Genomic DNA, 14619 nt, shown 5'->3' on the forward strand with positions numbered 1-14619 from the left:
CGCCAGTATACCGGCATCCGCGCGCGGATTTAGCGGTAGCCCCGCAAGGACCGCTATACTGCCGGCTCGCCTCTCTTGGAACCGCCGCAGATGCCGACCCCCGCACCCCTGGACCTCTTGTTGCTCCCCAGCTGGATCGTGCCGGTGGAGCCGGCCGGGGTGGTCCTGCGCGATTACGCCCTGGGCGTGCGCAACGGTTGCATCGCCCTGCTCGCCCCGCGCGTCGAGGCCCTGCGCCAGCCGGCGAAGGAGACCCTGGAGCTGCCGGGCAAGGTACTGATCCCTGGCCTGATCAATGCCCACGGCCACGCCGCCATGACGCTGTTTCGCGGCATGGCCGACGACCTGCCGCTGCAGACCTGGCTGCAGGATCACATCTGGCCCGCCGAAGGCCGCTGGGTCGACGAGGACTTCGTCCGCGACGGCACCACCCTGGCCATCGCCGAGCAGATCCGGGGCGGCATCACCTGCTTCTCGGACATGTACTTCTATCCCCAGGTGGCCTGCGAGGCGATCCATCGCACCGGGGTACGCGCCCAGGTCTGCCTGCCGATCCTCGACTTCCCGATTCCCGGCGCCCGCACGGCGGACGACATGATCCGTCGTGGCCTGGAGCTGTTCGACGACATGAAGCTGCACGAGCGCATCAGCGTGGCCTTCGGTCCCCATGCGCCCTATACCGTCGCCGACGCCAAGCTCGAAGAGATCCTGGTGCTGGCCGAGCAGTTGCAGGCACCGATCCAGATGCACGTCCACGAGACCGCCTTGGAGGTGGAGCAAGCCCTGGAGCAGACCGGCGAGCGGCCGCTCAGCCGGCTGCGGCGCCTAGGCTTGCTCGGTCCGCGTTTCCAGGCCGTGCACATGACCCAGGTGGACGACGAGGATCTGGAAAACCTGGTCGAAACCAACAGCCACGTCATCCACAGCCCCGAGTCCAACCTCAAGCTGGCCAGCGGCTTCTGCCCGGTGGAGCGCCTGTGGCAGGCCGGCGTCAACGTGGCCATCGGCACCGATGGCGCGGCCAGCAACAACGATCTCGACCTGCTTGGCGAGACCCGCACCGCGGCCCTGCTGGCCAAGGCTGTCGCCGGCTCGGCCACGGCCCTGGACGCCCATCGCGCCCTGCGCATGGCCACCCTGAACGGCGCCCGCGCCCTGGGTCTCGATCGCTGCCTGGGTTCGCTGGAAGTCGGCAAGGCCGCCGATCTGACCGCCGTCGACCTCAGCGGCCTTGCCCAGCAGCCGCTCTACGACCCCGTTTCCCAACTCATCTATGCCACCGGCCGGGACCGCGTCAGCGACGTCTGGGTCGGCGGCGTGCCGCTGCTGCGCCAGAGCGAACTCGTGCGCCTGGACGAGGCCGAACTCATAGCCAATGCGCAGCAGTGGGCCACCCGTATCCAGCAGGGCGCCTGATGCGCCCCGCCTCCCTTGCCTCTGGAGAACACCATGTCCAATGTCGATAACGCCGAGATCGCCAAGTTCGAGGCCCTCGCCTACCGCTGGTGGGATCGCGAAAGCGAATTCAAGCCGCTGCACGACATCAACCCGCTGCGCGTCAACTGGATCGATCAGCACGCCGGCCTGGCCGGTAAGAAGGTGCTGGACGTGGGTTGCGGTGGCGGCATCCTCAGCGAGGCCATGGCCCAGCGCGGCGCCCAGGTGACCGGCATCGACATGGCCGAGGCGCCCCTGGCGGTGGCGCGCCTGCACCAGCTGGAGTCCGGCGTGCCGGTGGAATACATCCAGGAGACCACCGAGGACCACGCGCGCAAGCATGCGGGCACCTATGACATCGTGACCTGCCTGGAAATGCTCGAACACGTGCCGGATCCCTCCTCGGTGATCAAGGCCTGCCACGACCTGGTCAAGCCGGGCGGCCAGGTGTTCTTCTCCACCATAAACCGCAATCCCAAGGCCTATCTCTTCGCCATCGTCGGCGCCGAGTACGTGCTGCGCCTGCTGCCACGCGGTACCCACGATTTCCGCAAGTTCATCCGCCCCTCGGAACTGGGTGCCTGGGCGCGCGCCGCCGGCCTCAACCTGCGCGATGTCATCGGCCTCACCTACAACCCGCTGACCAAGAGATACAAACTGGAAGGCGATGTGACGGTGAACTACATGGTGCGCACCCAGCGCGAGGACTAGGCCATGCGTCTGCAAGCGGTCCTCTTCGACATGGACGGTACCCTGCTGGACACGGCGCCGGACTTCATCGCCATCCTCCAGGCCATGCGCCAGGACAGAGGCCTTGCGCCCGCTGACGAGCCCCGCCTGCGTGGCGTCATCTCCGGTGGCGCCAAGGCCATGATCCTGGCCGGCTTCGAGGTCGACCCCCTGGGCGCCGAGCTCGAGCCCCTGCGCCTGGAGTTTCTCGAACGCTACCAGGAGCATTGTGCGGACCACACCCGGCTGTTCGAGGGCATGGACGAGATCCTGCGCGACCTGGACGCCGCCCGACTGCGCTGGGGCGTGGTGACCAACAAGCCGGTGCGCTTCGCCGAACCCATCATGCAGCGCCTGGGCCTGGCCGACCGTTCGGCCTGCCTGATCTGCCCCGATCACGTCGCGCGTAGCAAGCCGGACCCGGAGATGGTTCTGCTGGCCTGCCGGCAACTGGATATCGATCCCCAGACCGCCCTGTTCATCGGTGACGATCTGCGCGATATCGAGTCCGGTCGTGCGGCCGGCAGCAAGACAGTGGCGGCCCGCTACGGCTACATCCACCCGGACGACCACCCCGAGCACTGGGGCGCCGACGCCATCATCGACCACCCGCTGGAACTGCGCGCCCTGCTCGACCGCGCGCTGTGCGGCTGCTAGAGGTTCAGATGTTCGACTACCAGGCTCCCGCCGAGCTATTGAAAGACCGCGTCATCCTGATCACCGGCGCCAATCGCGGCATAGGCGCCGCCCTGGCCCGCGGCTGTGCCGCCCTGGGCGCCCGGGTGATTCTCCAAGGCCGCGATACGGCAGCGCTGGATCAGGTGCGTGACGAGATCCAGGCCAGTGGTGGCCAGGCGGCCGAGACGCTGGTGCTGGATCTCGAGCAAGCCGATGCAGCCGCCTATGCCGCGTTGGCAGCACGACTGCAGCAGCGCCATGGGCGCCTGGATGGCCTGGTCCACAACGCCGGACTGCTGGGCCCGCGAGTCTTGCTGGAAGAGACGCCTGCGCCAGCCCTGGCCCAGGTGCTGCAGGTCAACGTCCAGGCCGGCTTCGCCCTGACCCAGGCACTGCTACCGCTGCTCAAGGCTGCGGACCAGGCCTCGGTGATCTTCACGTCCAGCAGTGTCGGTCGCAAGGGGCGTGCCGGCTGGGGAGCCTATTCGGTGTCCAAGTTTGCCACCGAAGGCCTGATGCAGGTCTGGGCCGAGGAGCTCGCGGACGCTGGTATCCGGGTCAACAGCGTCAATCCCGGCGGTACCCGTACCGCCATGCGCGCGGCGGCCTATCCGGACGAGGACCCTGCCCGGGTGCCCGCGCCGGAAGACATCCTGCCGGTCTACCTCTATCTGCTCGGCCCGGCCAGCCAGGGCACCACCGGCCAGGCGCTCAACGCCCAATAGCGGATTCGGTCAGACGTGGAAGCGCTGCACCAGCCGTGAGAGTTCATCGCCCAGCTCGGCCAGCTCCCGGCTGGCCGAAGCCGTCGCCGCCATCGCCTGGCTGGACTGATCGGCGCCGTCGCGAATGCGCGTCACATTGACCGCCACCTCTTCGGCCACCCCGCTCTGCTGCACCGCTGCCGCGGCGATCTGCTGATTCTTCTGCTGGATGCTGGCCACCGCCGTGGCGATACCGACAAAGGCGCGCCGGGTCTCACCCGCACTGTCCAGCGTCCCGGCCAGCAAGGTCTCGCTCTGCTGCATCCGCTCGACGGCTTCGCCACTGCCCTTCTGCAACACCACGATAAGCTGCTCGATCTCGATGCTCGACTGCTGGGTACGGCGCGCCAGCGCCCGGACCTCGTCGGCCACCACGGCGAAACCGCGCCCCTGGTCGCCCGCCCGGGCCGCTTCGATGGCGGCGTTGAGCGCCAGGAGGTTGGTCTGCTCGGCCACTGCCTTGATCACGTCGAGCACACTGCTGATCGCCTGGCTGTCACGGGAGACGTTGTGCAGTCGTTCCGCCGCGGCCTGGACGTCCACCCCGAGGGTCTCGATGCCAGCCAGGCTGCGACCTATCACCGCCTGGCCATCGTTGACCTGGCGCTCGGCCTGGTCGCCAGCGCCAGCGGCGGCTTCGGCATCCGCGGCGACCCCCTGGGCCGTCGCCGCCAGTTCGGCCATGGCGGCCGCCACCTGGTCGGTTTCCTCCCGCTGGCGCGTCACCCCCTGCTGAGCGTCGCGGGCCTGCTCGGCCAGGGCCGCAGCGGACTGCCCCAGACGGCCAATGCCGTTCTGCAATTGCAGCACCATGCCGCGCAACGCCGCCACCATGCTCGCGCTGGAGCGTTGCAACTGGCCGATCTCGTCGCCGCGATCCACGATCAATTCGACATCCAGCTGGCCCTGGGCAATGCGCTCGGCGGCGGCGATCACCTTGCGCAACGGCCGGACGATGGCCAGGGTGATGATCAACGCGGCCAGGGCGCCCACCACCAGCGCCAGCAGGGCGACGCCGCCAATGGTCAGCAGGCGCTTGGTCATCATCGCCTGCAGTTCGGCTTCCTGTTGCCCATAGAGCGCATCGACCCGCTGCACGGCGGTCTCGGCCAGGCTGGTCATCCGCGCGCCCGCGGTCTGCTCCTGGGCCAGGGCGGCGGCATAGTCACCCAGGCGACGGATGAATTCCTTGATATTGGTGGAGACGTCCTGGATGACCGAGGAATAGGCTGGATCGCTCAGCTGTGGCTCCACCTTGGCCAGCAGGTCAAGCGCGGCGCTGGCCGAGGGCAAGGGCTGATCGTCCACCGTGGTCTTGCTCGCCCGTGCCTGGGCTTCGTCGAGGCTCTTGAGCATCAGGCGATAGAGTTCGCCCACTTGCTGCGACAGGTTCAGGAGTTCCGCGCCCTGCTTGCCCTCGGATTCCTTCAGTGCGTAGGCGCCGTCATCCAGCAGGCCGGATTGAAGAATATCCAGGCTGTTGGCGGCACCCTCCACCAGAAAGGCGGCACCTTCCATGGCCAGACGGCGCGAGGTGTTGAGGCGCTCGAAGTCGGCGAAGGCTGTGCCATAGGCCTTGGTGGCCTCACGGGCAGCATCGAGGTCCGCCGCGTGGGCAGTGCCCAGCTCAGTAGCGAGCTGACCCAGCCTGTCGAGCACAGCCGGCAAGGCCTGCCGCAGGTGTTCGGCCTGGGCCGCCTCGCCAGTCAGGCGAAAGCCCTGCTCCAGGGCGCGAACCTGCATGACCTGCCGATTGATCGCGGCCATGTCGCGTAGCGAGCCGAAGCGATGCTCCACATCCTTGAGCGCGAGGCCGCCCTGGAGGGCCACCACCAGGGTCAGCAGCAGTACCAGGCCGAAGCCCACGGCAAGCTTGGTGGCGGTTCGCCAATTGGCCAGGCGGTAGCGCGCAATCCCTTTCATACGATACCCCAACAAGATGACAGCTACCGACGCTGTCGTCCGCAAAAGCCGACTCTTGAGGGGGTGAAAGACAAAACGCCGCTATTCGTCGTGCCCGGCTACGTGCACGTCGCTTTGGATCAGGACGCACACCTGGCCGGGTGATCGATCAACGACCGGCGCGGGACTCGCGAATATAGAAGCGCGCCTTTTCGGCGTTCTTCACACAACCGGTGTAGGCCTCGACCTGCTGCTGGGTCTTGGCGGTGGACAGCAGGGCCAGCGCCTTGGAATAACTCACCGTGCCGGAAAAGCCTTCGGCCTTGGCCAGGTCGAGTTCCTGCCAGGCAGACCGGGTCTGGGCCGCGCAGCTGTCGCGATTGACTACCTTGCCCGAGCACCCTGCGAGCACCACGGCGGCCAGGGTGGCGGCCAGGACCGGAACCAGTTTCGCTTTCATCTCTCTTTCTCCTTGCGACCTGCAACCAGCCGAAACGGCCGGATAACCGCAGCGTAGACCGCCAGCGGCCGGCGCTGTTCAGCGCCGAGCGCGTAAAAACTCCACCACCTCGGCCTGGTCGCCGCTGAAGATCACCCGGGACGCCTTGCTCTCGCGCTGATAGGCGTACATGGGGTCGTAGTATTCCGCCAGCAGCCCCTCGATCCAGCCCCGGTGCGCGGCAACGTCGCCCGAACGCTCCTGTTCGGCCAGAGCGGCCTCGAGAATAGCCGACAGGCGCTGGAAGCGTTCGCCGCCCAGGCGCTTGGCGATGCCGGAGAGGCTCTTGCGCAGCTGCTCGGCGAACAGTGCGAAGCCCTGCTCCGGCCCGTGCAGGCCAATGAATTCCGCCGCCAGATCGATGACATAGTCGCGCAAGATGCGTTCGATACGGTTTTCTCGGCTGTCTTCCAGCCAGACCAGCGGAAACTGCTGCATGCCCTGGTGCAACTCCAGCGGTAGCGAGCAGCGGCCGACCAGGCGCGACTCGTCTTCCAACACGAAGTGCGGCTGCCCGGCGTGGCGTCGCCGCAGCAGGTCGATGGCCAGGCGATTCTCGAAATCGATCTGGCCCGGCTGCGGCGTGGCGCGTTTGCCAAAGCTCGACCCCCGGTGGTTGGCATGGCCTTCGAGATCGACGGCATTGTCGAGCTGAGTCACCACTTCCGTCTTGCCCGTGCCGGTCATGCCACCGACCACTACGAAGCCGCATTCGGCCAGGGCCTGCTGCAGCGTCTCGATGAGCAAGGTCCGCATGGCCTTGTAGCCACCCACCACGCGGGGATAGGCGATACCGCCTTCGCTGCGCAGCCATTCCTGACTGATCTGCGAGCGCAGGCCGCCGCGGAAGCAATAGAGGTAGCCCTCCGGATGCGCCTGGGCGAAATCGGCCCAGGCCTGGATGCGTTCCTCCTTCACCGCACCGGACACCAGCTGATGCCCCAGCTGCAGCGCCGCCTGCTGGCCCTGCTGCTTGTAGCGGGTACCGACGCGCTGGCGTTCCAGGTCATTCATCAGCGGCAGGTTGATCGCCTGGGGAAAGGCGCCCTTGGCAAATTCCACGGGGGCGCGGACATCGATCAGGGGGACATCGCTCAGGAACAGCGCCCGCAGATCGCGGGCATCCTCACGCTGGCTCATCAGGCCACCTCGACCGCATGGGCACGACGATCCACCAGCCGGCCTATGGGTTGCAGCACCAGGCCCAGCTCCATGGCCACGGCGAGAAATTCCGCCTCCCCTTCGGGGGCCACGGCCACCAGCAACCCGCCACTGGTCTGGGGATCGCACAGCAGCTGGCGACGCGCCTCGTCCAGCGGGGCGATGCGGCTGCCGTAGCTGTCGAAGTTACGCTCGGTTCCACCGGGCACGCAGCCCTGCTGGAGGTAGAAGTCCACCCCGTCGAGACGGGGAATGGCGGCGAAGTCGAGTTCGGCGGTCAGGCCGCTGCCATCGGCCATCTCCACCAGGTGGCCAAGCAGGCCGAAACCGGTGACGTCGGTCATCGCCGTCACCCCGGCCAGGCGCCCGAAGCGGCTGCCGGGACGATTGAGCTGGCACATGGTATCCCGCGCCAGATGGCGATCCTCGGGCCGCAGCAGGGCGCGCTTCTCGGCCGTGGTGAGGATGCCGATGCCCAGCGGCTTGGTCAGATAGAGGCGACTGCCCAGGGTCGCGGTGTCATTGCGCTTGAGGTGACGCTTTTCCACGATCCCGGTCACCGCCAGGCCGAAGATCGGCTCGGGCGCATCGATGGAATGGCCACCAGCCAGGGGAATGCCGGCCTCGTCGCACACTCGCCGTCCCCCGGCGATGACCTCTCGCGCCACTTCCGGCGGCAGCACATTGACCGGCCAACCGAGGATGGCGATGGCCAGCAGCGGATCGCCACCCATGGCATAGATGTCACTGATGGCATTGGTGGCCGCGATCCGGCCGAAATCGAAGGGATCATCGACGATGGGCATGAAGAAGTCGGTGGTGGACACCACCCCGCGCTCTTCATCTAGACCATAGACCGCGGCGTCGTCGCGCGAGGCATTGCCCACCCACAGCCGCGGGTCCAGATGCTGGGCGCCACTGCCGGCCAGGATGGTTTCCAGGGTCTTGGGGGCGATCTTGCAACCACAACCGGCGCCGTGGCTGTATTGGGTGAGGCGAATGGGGTCGGTCATCGTTACTCCGGTTCAGCGGTGGCGCTCGTTCGACAGGCAGCGCGAAGGGGCGTAATAGTAGCAAATGCCCGTCCGCTGGCGGGGATGGCCTCGCCTAACAGATCGCCCGCCAAAGCAAAAGGGCTGTTTTTTGAGGGTAATCCACAGTTGCTGTGGATAACCTCGTGGAAAACCTTCCGCTGACGCCGGACAAGTGAGCGGCGGTGCGGCAATGGACAAACTGGCGATTTTTTAGCCGGTCCACCCAACTATTTTTTCCCGGCAGAGGGTAGCGAACAGAAGCGCCATGCGTTATGGCCAGAGTGCGCTAGGATTGCCGGTTTCCCCAGTCATAGCAGCACTCATGTCTTCTCCAGCGATTTCACCCTCTACCGCCTGGCAGCGCGGCTTGTTGCTCGCCAGTCTCATGCTCATCGCCCTCAACTTGCGGCCAGCGCTATCCAGCCTGTCGCCCCTGCTGCGGCAGATCGAAAGCAGCACGGGCCTGTCCAGCAGTGCCATCGGCCTGCTCACTACCCTACCGGTACTCTGCCTGGGGCTGTTCGCGCCCCTGGCGCCACGCCTGGCCCGTCGCTGGGGCAGCGAGCGCACCCTGGGCGCCATTCTCGCCCTGCTCGCCGTGGGCATCGTCCTGCGCAGTCTCCTGCCGCCCGCCGGCCTGTTTCTCGGCAGCCTGATTGCCGGCGCCTGCATCGGTATCCTGGGCGTGCTCCTGCCGTCCCTGGTCAAGCGCGACTTCCCGGCCCAGGCCGGTCAGCTGATGGGGCTCTACACCATGATGCTGTGCATCGGCGCCGCCCTGGCCGCTGGCGCGACCGCGCCTCTGGCGGAGGCCTTCGACGGCCACTGGCAACCTGCCCTGGCCATTTGGGCACTGGTCGCCGTGGTGGCCCTGCTGGTCTGGCTGCCGCAGCTGCGTCAGCCGCCCCTGGCAGCCGCGCATCGAAGCCAGGGCAGCTCCCTGTGGCGCAATCGCCTGGCCTGGCAGATCACCCTCTATATGGGTCTGCAATCGTCGCTGGCCTACATCGTCTTCGGTTGGCTGCCCACCCTGCTGATGGACCGGGGCCTGGGCATGGTGCAGGCCGGCTTGATGCTGTCCGGCTCGGTGATGACTCAACTGGTCAGCGCCCTCACCGCGCCCTGGCTGGCAACGCGTGGCAACGACCAGCGCCTGGCCATCGTGGTGGCCATGACCCTGACCCTCGCGGGCCTGCTGGGCTGCCTCTATGCTCCCCTGGGCAGTCTCTGGCTGTGGGCGGTAGTGCTCGGCCTTGGCCAGGGGGCCACCTTCAGCCTGGCGCTCGCCCTCCTGGTACTGCGCTCCCGCGATGCGGAAACCGCTGGCCGACTGTCCGGCATGGCTCAGGGCGCAGGATACAGCCTGGCTTCCCTGGGCCCGTTGCTGGTGGGCATCATCCACGACGCTACCCACGGCTGGGCGCCCATGGGCGTGTTGTTTACCGTGATCGCCGTGCTGGCAACGCTGTTCGGCCTGGGCGCGGGTCGCACCCGCTACGTCAACGACGTCTAGCGGCGATAGAGACCTGCCGCCCGGCCATCATCGGTCTGTAGTCGCGGCGCGCGAATGCCCGCGTCGCGCAAGGCGTTCTGCCAGGCCACGGCCTGGTCGCCGCCGAGGGTCACGGCCACATCGCCATTGAGTGCCAGGGCCGCGGCGAATCGCGCGATCCAGGGCTGCGCCGGCTCCTTGGCCAGGGCAGGCAACAGCAACTGGCCGTCGCGCTGCAATTCCTTGAGCAGGGTGGCGGCGGTCGGCAACAGCTCCGGTAATGGCTGGCTCGCCTGCAACCGCTCTGCGTGCAGATAGCTGCGGCGATTGCCGCGGGTGATGCCATAGAGCGTCAGTACCGTCCGAGGCTCCGCGAGTTGCAGCACCAGCAGGCCCTGCTGATCGTCAGGTCCATAGAGCATGGCTTCGCCCAGCAGGCTGTTGGCGATGACGCTGCTGGCGCCACAATCACGCCCCTCGCACCAGTAGAGCAGCGTCGCGCCTTGTTGCTGCAGGCGCTGGCGTTCGCTGTCGAGTCGTGCCAGCGGCGGATGCCCACTGGCCAGCTCGAAGGTCTGGGTCTGGAGTTCGCCCTCTACCTGCAGCGAATCTTCCAGCCGCAGGCGGCCACCGATGCGGCTGGCCGGCCCCAGCGGATAGAGGCGTTCAGTGGTCGCCGGCCCCGTCTCCCGAACGAGCTGGGCGTGATCCATGGGGGCGATTTCAGGTAGCACCGCTGCCTGCGCGGCGCCAACGGACAGTAGCAGGCCAATCAGCAGGGATCGCTGGACGAAAGTGGCGCGAGGGTAAAACGGATGGCTAGGCATCCCGCATTATTCGCCGGGCCCGATGCTGGCGGCAAAGAAGGCATTGAAACAATCTGCGACGGCCTGGGCGCCCTGGGCGTCATCCAGATGCAGATGGTGCCCGCCTGGCAGCTCGTGGAGGCGAAAGCACGGCTGCTCGCGTGCCAGTCTCATGGCCTCGGCATGAGGCGCCACGAGACCGCCTGCGGCCACCACCAGCGCCGTCGGGCAACGCACGGCGCTCAGGCAGGCCGCGGCCTGCTCCGGGGTGAATCGGATTCGACTGGGTAGCCGCAGCCGGGGATCGGAGCGCCAGGTGTAGCCACCGGGCACGGCCATCAGCCCGCGCTCGGCGAGGAGTTCGGCAGCTTCGCGACTGACCGTCAGAGCCCCCTTCAAGCGCGCTGCCACGGCCTCTTCCACCGTGGCATAGACCGGCTTGCGGCGATTGGGCAGCTCAAGCTCGGCGAGCAATGCCTTGCCCAGCTTCTCCGGCACCTCCGCCGCTGGCGTGGTGTAGGGCAGCAGGCCATCGATCAGCGCCAACCGTTCGATGTGATCCGGCAGGGCCGCAGCGGCGATGACGCCCACAATGGCACCCATGGAGTGCCCGAGCAGGCCGAAGCGGGTCCAGCCCAGTTGCCGCGCTGCGGCGAGCACATCCAGCACATAGTCCTGGATCGCGTAACCGACCCCGGCCGGCCGATGCGCCGACAGGCCATGCCCCGGCAGGTCCAGGGCGACGATACGCAGGCCGTGCAGCCGAGGCGCGAGCTGGGCGAAAGTCATGGCGTTGTCCAGCCAGCCATGCAGCGCCAGCACCGGATAGCCATCCTCCGGACCGAACACCCGCGCGCTCAGCTCCACATGGGCGAGTTCCAGGCGCAATTCCTGTACCTGGGCCGTCATGGCCGCACCTCCGCCGACCGCACGCCGTTCATGTCGAAGGGTGGTCCCGCTGCAGCGGGACCACGGCCACGGTCAGCCGCGACACGCAGGTCAGACGGCCCTCTTCGTCGTTCAGGCGGATGTCCCAGACATGGCTACTGCGCCCCAGATGCAGGGGGCGAGCGACTGCCGTCACCCGGCCGGCACGTACGCCGCGCAGGTGATTGGCGTTGATTTCCTGACCCACGCAGTAATAGCGCGAGCGATCCACGCAGAGCATGCTGGCGATGGAGCCCACCGTCTCGGCCAGAGCCACCGAGGCGCCCCCGTGCAACAGTCCCATGGGCTGATGGGTACGCCTGTCCACCACCATGCTGGCCGTCAGGCTGCTGTCGTCCCAGGCCTCGATGCGCATGTCCAGGTGTTCGCCGAGGGTGTTCTCGAGCTGACGCCCGAGTTCCGCAGGATCCGGGAGGGTCTGCCAGATGCTCATGTTCTTTCCTTGAAAGGGCGTCAGCCGTCGAAGCGACTGACCAGATCGAAGCCGCCGGCCAACGGCAGCGGCGCTTCCAGACACAGCAGAGAGGCAGTGCCCATGGGCACCGGCGCCTGCCGGTGACCGTGCAGCAGCCAGCCGGCCAGCTCACCGACGAAGGGATTGTGCGTGACCAGCAGCAGCTCTTCCACGCCCAGTCGCTCCAGCTCCGCCAGGGCCCGCTCGGGTTCGCCGTCGGGCGTCGCCCACTTACAGACAGACACATCACCCGCCCAGGCCAGTTGCTGTTGCACCAGGGCGGCCGTCTGCCGCGCCCGCACATAGGGACTGGTAAGAAGGCGTTGCAGCCCACTGCAATGCAACTGTTCCGCGCTACGCAGGACCGCCGCGCGGCCTGCAGCCGTCAGCTCGCGCTGTTCATCGCTGGACGCGCGTGCCTCGGCTTCGCCATGCCGCAGCAGCCAGAGCTTCATGGCGCGGTGGCGGAGCGGTCGTCGGGCTGCTCCGCGGCTGGCCAATCGGCGAAGGGCCAGGGTTTGACCTCGCTGGCGAAGGTGCCGAAGCGCACGATCTGCGCCAGATAGGCGCCCAAGGCGGCCCCGAACGCGGTCAAGCCGGGATTGGCCTCGCCCTTGATCAGGCGCACCACCAGCTGTACCAGCACCACCACCGCCAGCACGTACTGCGCACCCAGCCAGACGAACAGGAACAGCAGCATCCAGATCAGGCGCAGGCCTAGCAGCTCGCGGGAATGCACGGGTTGGGACATGGAAATTCCTCTTTTCAGACAGTGTAGCGGCTCAGAGCCTGCTCGGGATCTCGGCGGCGTCCGCCACATCGACATCGGTCTTGGGCTCACCGCCCATCAGGGCCTCGATCACTTGCCCCAGGCTGCGGCCCTGGAACAGGATCGCATAGAGGCCATTGACCAGGGGCATGTAGACGCCCAGCTCGTCCGCTTTTTCCTTGAGCACACGCAGGGTGTTGACGCCCTCGGCGGTCTCGCCGATCTGCGCCACGGCTTCCTCCAGACTGAGCCCACGACCCAAGGCGTGCCCCACCCGGTAATTGCGGCTCTTCTCCGAGGAGCAGGTCACGATCAGATCCCCTACCCCGGCCAGGCCCAGGTAGGTGATGGGATTGGCGCCACGCTGTACGGCGAAGCGGGTCATCTCGGCCAGGGCACGGGTGATCAGCATGCTGCGGGTGTTCTCGCCCATCGCCAGAGCCGCGGCCATGCCGGCGATGATGGCATAGACGTTCTTCAGGGCGCCGGCCAACTCCACGCCAAGGCGGTCGGCGCTGGCGTAGACGCGGAAGGTGCGCCCGTGCAACGCCGCCTGGACCCGACGACAGACCTCTTCATCCTCGCTGGCCACCACGGTGGCGGTGAGCTGGTGCTCGGCGATCTCACGGGCCAGGTTGGGGCCGGAGATGATGCCGATGCGCGCCCGCGGCACGATCTCCGCAAGGATTTCGCTCATCAGCATGAAGGAGTGTGCCTCGATACCCTTGGTGGTGCTGACCAGGAAACGCCCCTCCAGTTGCTGGGCGATGGGCGCCAGCGCCTGGCGCAGCGCGCTCGACGGCAGCGCTACCAGGATCAGCTCGCAGTCGGCGATGGCGCCCTGCAGGTCGCTGGTGGCCTCGACCGCAGCATGTACCTTGATACCCTTCAGATAGCGCGGATTCTCGCGTTCGCGGCGGATGGTCTCGGCCTGGTGCGGATCACGCATCCACAGGCGTACCGGCAGACCGTTCTCGGCGACCAGGTTGGCCAGGGCGGTACCGAAGCTGCCGCCGCCCAGAACGGCGATGGGGGATTGGACTGTCATCGAAACTCTCGTCTTCACCGCGGTCGTGCGGCCTCGTCGGCAGTATACGGTAGCCGCGCGAACGCCTTAGCGCCTGTTCACGATCTGCTTCGTTTCGGCCGAACGGTGTTGAAAACGGCTGAGAAATACCTATTTAGCACCGGTAAACCTCTCTTTCACAGCCCTGCTCGCTTCGCTGGCCCAAGACCCGCGACACCCTGAACGGCCTCCCAGGATGGAGAATTGACTGCGGAAAGTGCACAATGGCCCGTTAACGAGCGGGGTGCTGGCCTGTGACTTTACCGATGCCCCGACAGTCTATTGCTACACGAAGCCATACCCAGAGCGACCATTGGAGTCGCCAGAGCCTGGATCTAGGCCAGCTACAGGAGCTTGCATGACCAAACAACACGCCTTTACCTACGAAGACTTGCTGCGCTGCAGCCGTGGCGAGCTCTTCGGGCCGGGCAATGCCCAATTGCCCGCACCGAATATGCTGATGATCGATCGGATCACGCATATCAGTGAGGTAGGCGGGAAATACGGCAAGGGCGAACTGGTGGCGGAACTCGATATCCGTCCCGACCTCTGGTTCTTCGGTTGTCATTTCGAGGGTGATCCGGTAATGCCGGGCTGCCTGGGCCTGGATGCCATGTGGCAACTGGTCGGTTTCTACCTTGGCTGGCAGGGTAATCCGGGTCGCGGTCGTGCCCTGGGCTCGGGTGAAGTGAAGTTCTTCGGCCAGGTACTGCCGACCGCCAAGAAGGTCACCTACAATATCCATATCAAACGCACCATCAACAGGTCGCTGATTCTGGCCATCGCCGATGGCACCGTCAGCGTGGACGGGCGCGAGATCTACTCCGCCGAAGGTCTGCGTGTCGGCCTGTTCACTTCCACCGATAGCTTCTAAGGGCTT

The 14619-nt window shown here is 66.7% G+C and carries 16 protein-coding genes and 1 pseudogene; 6 read left to right on the forward strand and 11 right to left on the reverse strand.

Going from position 1 to position 14619, the window contains the following annotated elements:
* Positions 1–90 precede the first annotated feature (90 nt).
* Genes PJ259_RS09125 through PJ259_RS09140 form a run of 4 tightly spaced genes read left to right on the forward strand, consistent with a single transcriptional unit; the run spans position 91 to position 3569 of the window.
* On the forward strand, positions 91–1416 hold the full coding sequence (locus PJ259_RS09125) for a TRZ/ATZ family hydrolase (RefSeq protein ID WP_271655529.1): 1326 nt from the start codon (positions 91–93) through the stop codon (positions 1414–1416).
* Between the two features lie 33 nt (positions 1417–1449).
* The gene (gene ubiG, locus PJ259_RS09130) at positions 1450–2148 is read left to right on the forward strand and encodes a bifunctional 2-polyprenyl-6-hydroxyphenol methylase/3-demethylubiquinol 3-O-methyltransferase UbiG (RefSeq protein WP_059315629.1); all 699 of its coding nucleotides are present in this window, start codon (positions 1450–1452) and stop codon (positions 2146–2148) included.
* Positions 2149–2151: 3 nt separating this feature from the next.
* Positions 2152–2823: an N-acetylmuramic acid 6-phosphate phosphatase MupP gene (mupP, locus tag PJ259_RS09135; protein ID WP_160923419.1), complete on the forward strand. Its 672-nt coding sequence runs from the start codon at positions 2152–2154 to the stop codon at positions 2821–2823.
* Between the two features lie 8 nt (positions 2824–2831).
* On the forward strand, positions 2832–3569 hold the full coding sequence (locus PJ259_RS09140; RefSeq protein WP_271655530.1) for a YciK family oxidoreductase: 738 nt from the start codon (positions 2832–2834) through the stop codon (positions 3567–3569).
* A 9-nt stretch (positions 3570–3578) separates the two neighbouring features.
* Here PJ259_RS09140 and PJ259_RS22885 read toward each other — a convergent pair whose 3' ends face one another.
* From PJ259_RS22885 to selD, 5 genes and pseudogenes are all read right to left on the reverse strand, one after another.
* A complete protein-coding gene (locus PJ259_RS22885) occupies positions 3579–4442 on the reverse strand; it encodes a methyl-accepting chemotaxis protein (RefSeq protein ID WP_442964894.1) in 864 nt (287 codons plus the stop codon).
* A 21-nt stretch (positions 4443–4463) separates the two neighbouring features.
* Positions 4464–5531, reverse strand: a pseudogene (locus PJ259_RS22890) (HAMP domain-containing protein); the annotation flags it as partial.
* Between the two features lie 148 nt (positions 5532–5679).
* The gene (locus PJ259_RS09150) at positions 5680–5970 is read right to left on the reverse strand and encodes a hypothetical protein (RefSeq protein WP_007160474.1); all 291 of its coding nucleotides are present in this window, start codon (positions 5968–5970) and stop codon (positions 5680–5682) included.
* A 78-nt stretch (positions 5971–6048) separates the two neighbouring features.
* Positions 6049–7149 (reverse strand): tRNA 2-selenouridine(34) synthase MnmH, encoded by a 1101-nt coding sequence (mnmH, locus tag PJ259_RS09155; RefSeq protein WP_271655532.1) that lies wholly within the window; start codon positions 7147–7149, stop codon positions 6049–6051.
* The gene (selD, locus tag PJ259_RS09160) at positions 7149–8183 is read right to left on the reverse strand and encodes a selenide, water dikinase SelD (protein WP_271655533.1); all 1035 of its coding nucleotides are present in this window, start codon (positions 8181–8183) and stop codon (positions 7149–7151) included. The genes mnmH and selD overlap by 1 nt, the downstream gene beginning before the upstream one ends.
* Positions 8184–8526: 343 nt before the next feature.
* On the opposite strand from selD, the gene PJ259_RS09165 reads away from it, so the two are divergent.
* Positions 8527–9717 carry a CynX/NimT family MFS transporter gene (locus PJ259_RS09165; RefSeq protein WP_237140527.1) on the forward strand — a complete coding sequence of 397 codons (1191 nt, stop codon included), beginning with the start codon at positions 8527–8529 and terminating at the stop codon, positions 9715–9717.
* On the opposite strand, the gene PJ259_RS09170 is transcribed toward PJ259_RS09165, so the two are convergent.
* From PJ259_RS09170 to PJ259_RS09195, 6 genes are all read right to left on the reverse strand, one after another.
* Positions 9714–10409, reverse strand: coding sequence for a DUF4892 domain-containing protein (locus PJ259_RS09170; protein ID WP_271655534.1), 696 nt, complete (start codon positions 10407–10409; stop codon positions 9714–9716). The genes PJ259_RS09165 and PJ259_RS09170 overlap by 4 nt on opposite strands.
* Before the next feature lie 120 nt (positions 10410–10529).
* Complete coding sequence (locus PJ259_RS09175; RefSeq protein ID WP_271655535.1) at positions 10530–11411, reverse strand: alpha/beta fold hydrolase; 882 nt, start codon at positions 11409–11411, stop codon at positions 10530–10532.
* A 28-nt stretch (positions 11412–11439) separates the two neighbouring features.
* Entirely contained in the window at positions 11440–11883 is a 444-nt protein-coding gene (locus PJ259_RS09180; RefSeq protein ID WP_271655536.1) for a hotdog fold thioesterase, read from the reverse strand.
* Positions 11884–11903: 20 nt separating this feature from the next.
* Entirely contained in the window at positions 11904–12359 is a 456-nt protein-coding gene (gene sixA, locus PJ259_RS09185; protein WP_271655537.1) for a phosphohistidine phosphatase SixA, read from the reverse strand.
* Positions 12356–12655 (reverse strand): DUF4389 domain-containing protein, encoded by a 300-nt coding sequence (locus tag PJ259_RS09190; RefSeq protein WP_059315638.1) that lies wholly within the window; start codon positions 12653–12655, stop codon positions 12356–12358. Before PJ259_RS09190 ends, sixA begins: the two co-directional genes overlap by 4 nt.
* A 31-nt stretch (positions 12656–12686) precedes the next feature.
* Positions 12687–13721 carry an NAD(P)H-dependent glycerol-3-phosphate dehydrogenase gene (locus PJ259_RS09195; protein ID WP_271655538.1) on the reverse strand — a complete coding sequence of 345 codons (1035 nt, stop codon included), beginning with the start codon at positions 13719–13721 and terminating at the stop codon, positions 12687–12689.
* Between the two features lie 376 nt (positions 13722–14097).
* Between PJ259_RS09195 and fabA the strand changes: the two genes are divergently transcribed.
* Positions 14098–14613 (forward strand): 3-hydroxyacyl-[acyl-carrier-protein] dehydratase FabA, encoded by a 516-nt coding sequence (gene fabA, locus PJ259_RS09200; RefSeq protein ID WP_007160484.1) that lies wholly within the window; start codon positions 14098–14100, stop codon positions 14611–14613.
* The last annotated feature ends 6 nt before the right edge of the window (positions 14614–14619 follow it).

Origin of the sequence: Pseudomonas sp. JBR1, assembly GCF_028198185.1 — a bacterium.
In the GTDB taxonomy this organism is placed as follows: Bacteria; Pseudomonadota; Gammaproteobacteria; order Pseudomonadales; family Pseudomonadaceae; genus Chryseomonas; species Chryseomonas oryzihabitans_E.

Excerpts from the sequence above, each read along its gene's own strand:
- PJ259_RS09125 (WP_271655529.1), top strand. The coding sequence starts at position 91 with ATGCCGACCCCCGCACCCCTGGACCTCTTGTTGCTCCCCAGCTGGATC.
- ubiG (WP_059315629.1), top strand. The coding sequence starts at position 1,450 with ATGTCCAATGTCGATAACGCCGAGATCGCCAAGTTCGAGGCCCTCGCC.
- mupP (WP_160923419.1), top strand. The coding sequence starts at position 2,152 with ATGCGTCTGCAAGCGGTCCTCTTCGACATGGACGGTACCCTGCTGGAC.
- PJ259_RS09140 (WP_271655530.1), top strand. The coding sequence starts at position 2,832 with ATGTTCGACTACCAGGCTCCCGCCGAGCTATTGAAAGACCGCGTCATC.
- PJ259_RS22885 (WP_442964894.1), bottom strand. The coding sequence starts at position 4,442 with ATGGTGGCGGCGTTGCGCGGCATGGTGCTGCAATTGCAGAACGGCATT.
- PJ259_RS09150 (WP_007160474.1), bottom strand. The coding sequence starts at position 5,970 with ATGAAAGCGAAACTGGTTCCGGTCCTGGCCGCCACCCTGGCCGCCGTG.
- mnmH (WP_271655532.1), bottom strand. The coding sequence starts at position 7,149 with ATGAGCCAGCGTGAGGATGCCCGCGATCTGCGGGCGCTGTTCCTGAGC.
- selD (WP_271655533.1), bottom strand. The coding sequence starts at position 8,183 with ATGACCGACCCCATTCGCCTCACCCAATACAGCCACGGCGCCGGTTGT.
- PJ259_RS09165 (WP_237140527.1), top strand. The coding sequence starts at position 8,527 with ATGTCTTCTCCAGCGATTTCACCCTCTACCGCCTGGCAGCGCGGCTTG.
- PJ259_RS09170 (WP_271655534.1), bottom strand. The coding sequence starts at position 10,409 with ATGGATCACGCCCAGCTCGTTCGGGAGACGGGGCCGGCGACCACTGAA.
- PJ259_RS09175 (WP_271655535.1), bottom strand. The coding sequence starts at position 11,411 with ATGACGGCCCAGGTACAGGAATTGCGCCTGGAACTCGCCCATGTGGAG.
- PJ259_RS09180 (WP_271655536.1), bottom strand. The coding sequence starts at position 11,883 with ATGAGCATCTGGCAGACCCTCCCGGATCCTGCGGAACTCGGGCGTCAG.
- sixA (WP_271655537.1), bottom strand. The coding sequence starts at position 12,359 with ATGAAGCTCTGGCTGCTGCGGCATGGCGAAGCCGAGGCACGCGCGTCC.
- PJ259_RS09190 (WP_059315638.1), bottom strand. The coding sequence starts at position 12,655 with ATGTCCCAACCCGTGCATTCCCGCGAGCTGCTAGGCCTGCGCCTGATC.
- PJ259_RS09195 (WP_271655538.1), bottom strand. The coding sequence starts at position 13,721 with ATGACAGTCCAATCCCCCATCGCCGTTCTGGGCGGCGGCAGCTTCGGT.
- fabA (WP_007160484.1), top strand. The coding sequence starts at position 14,098 with ATGACCAAACAACACGCCTTTACCTACGAAGACTTGCTGCGCTGCAGC.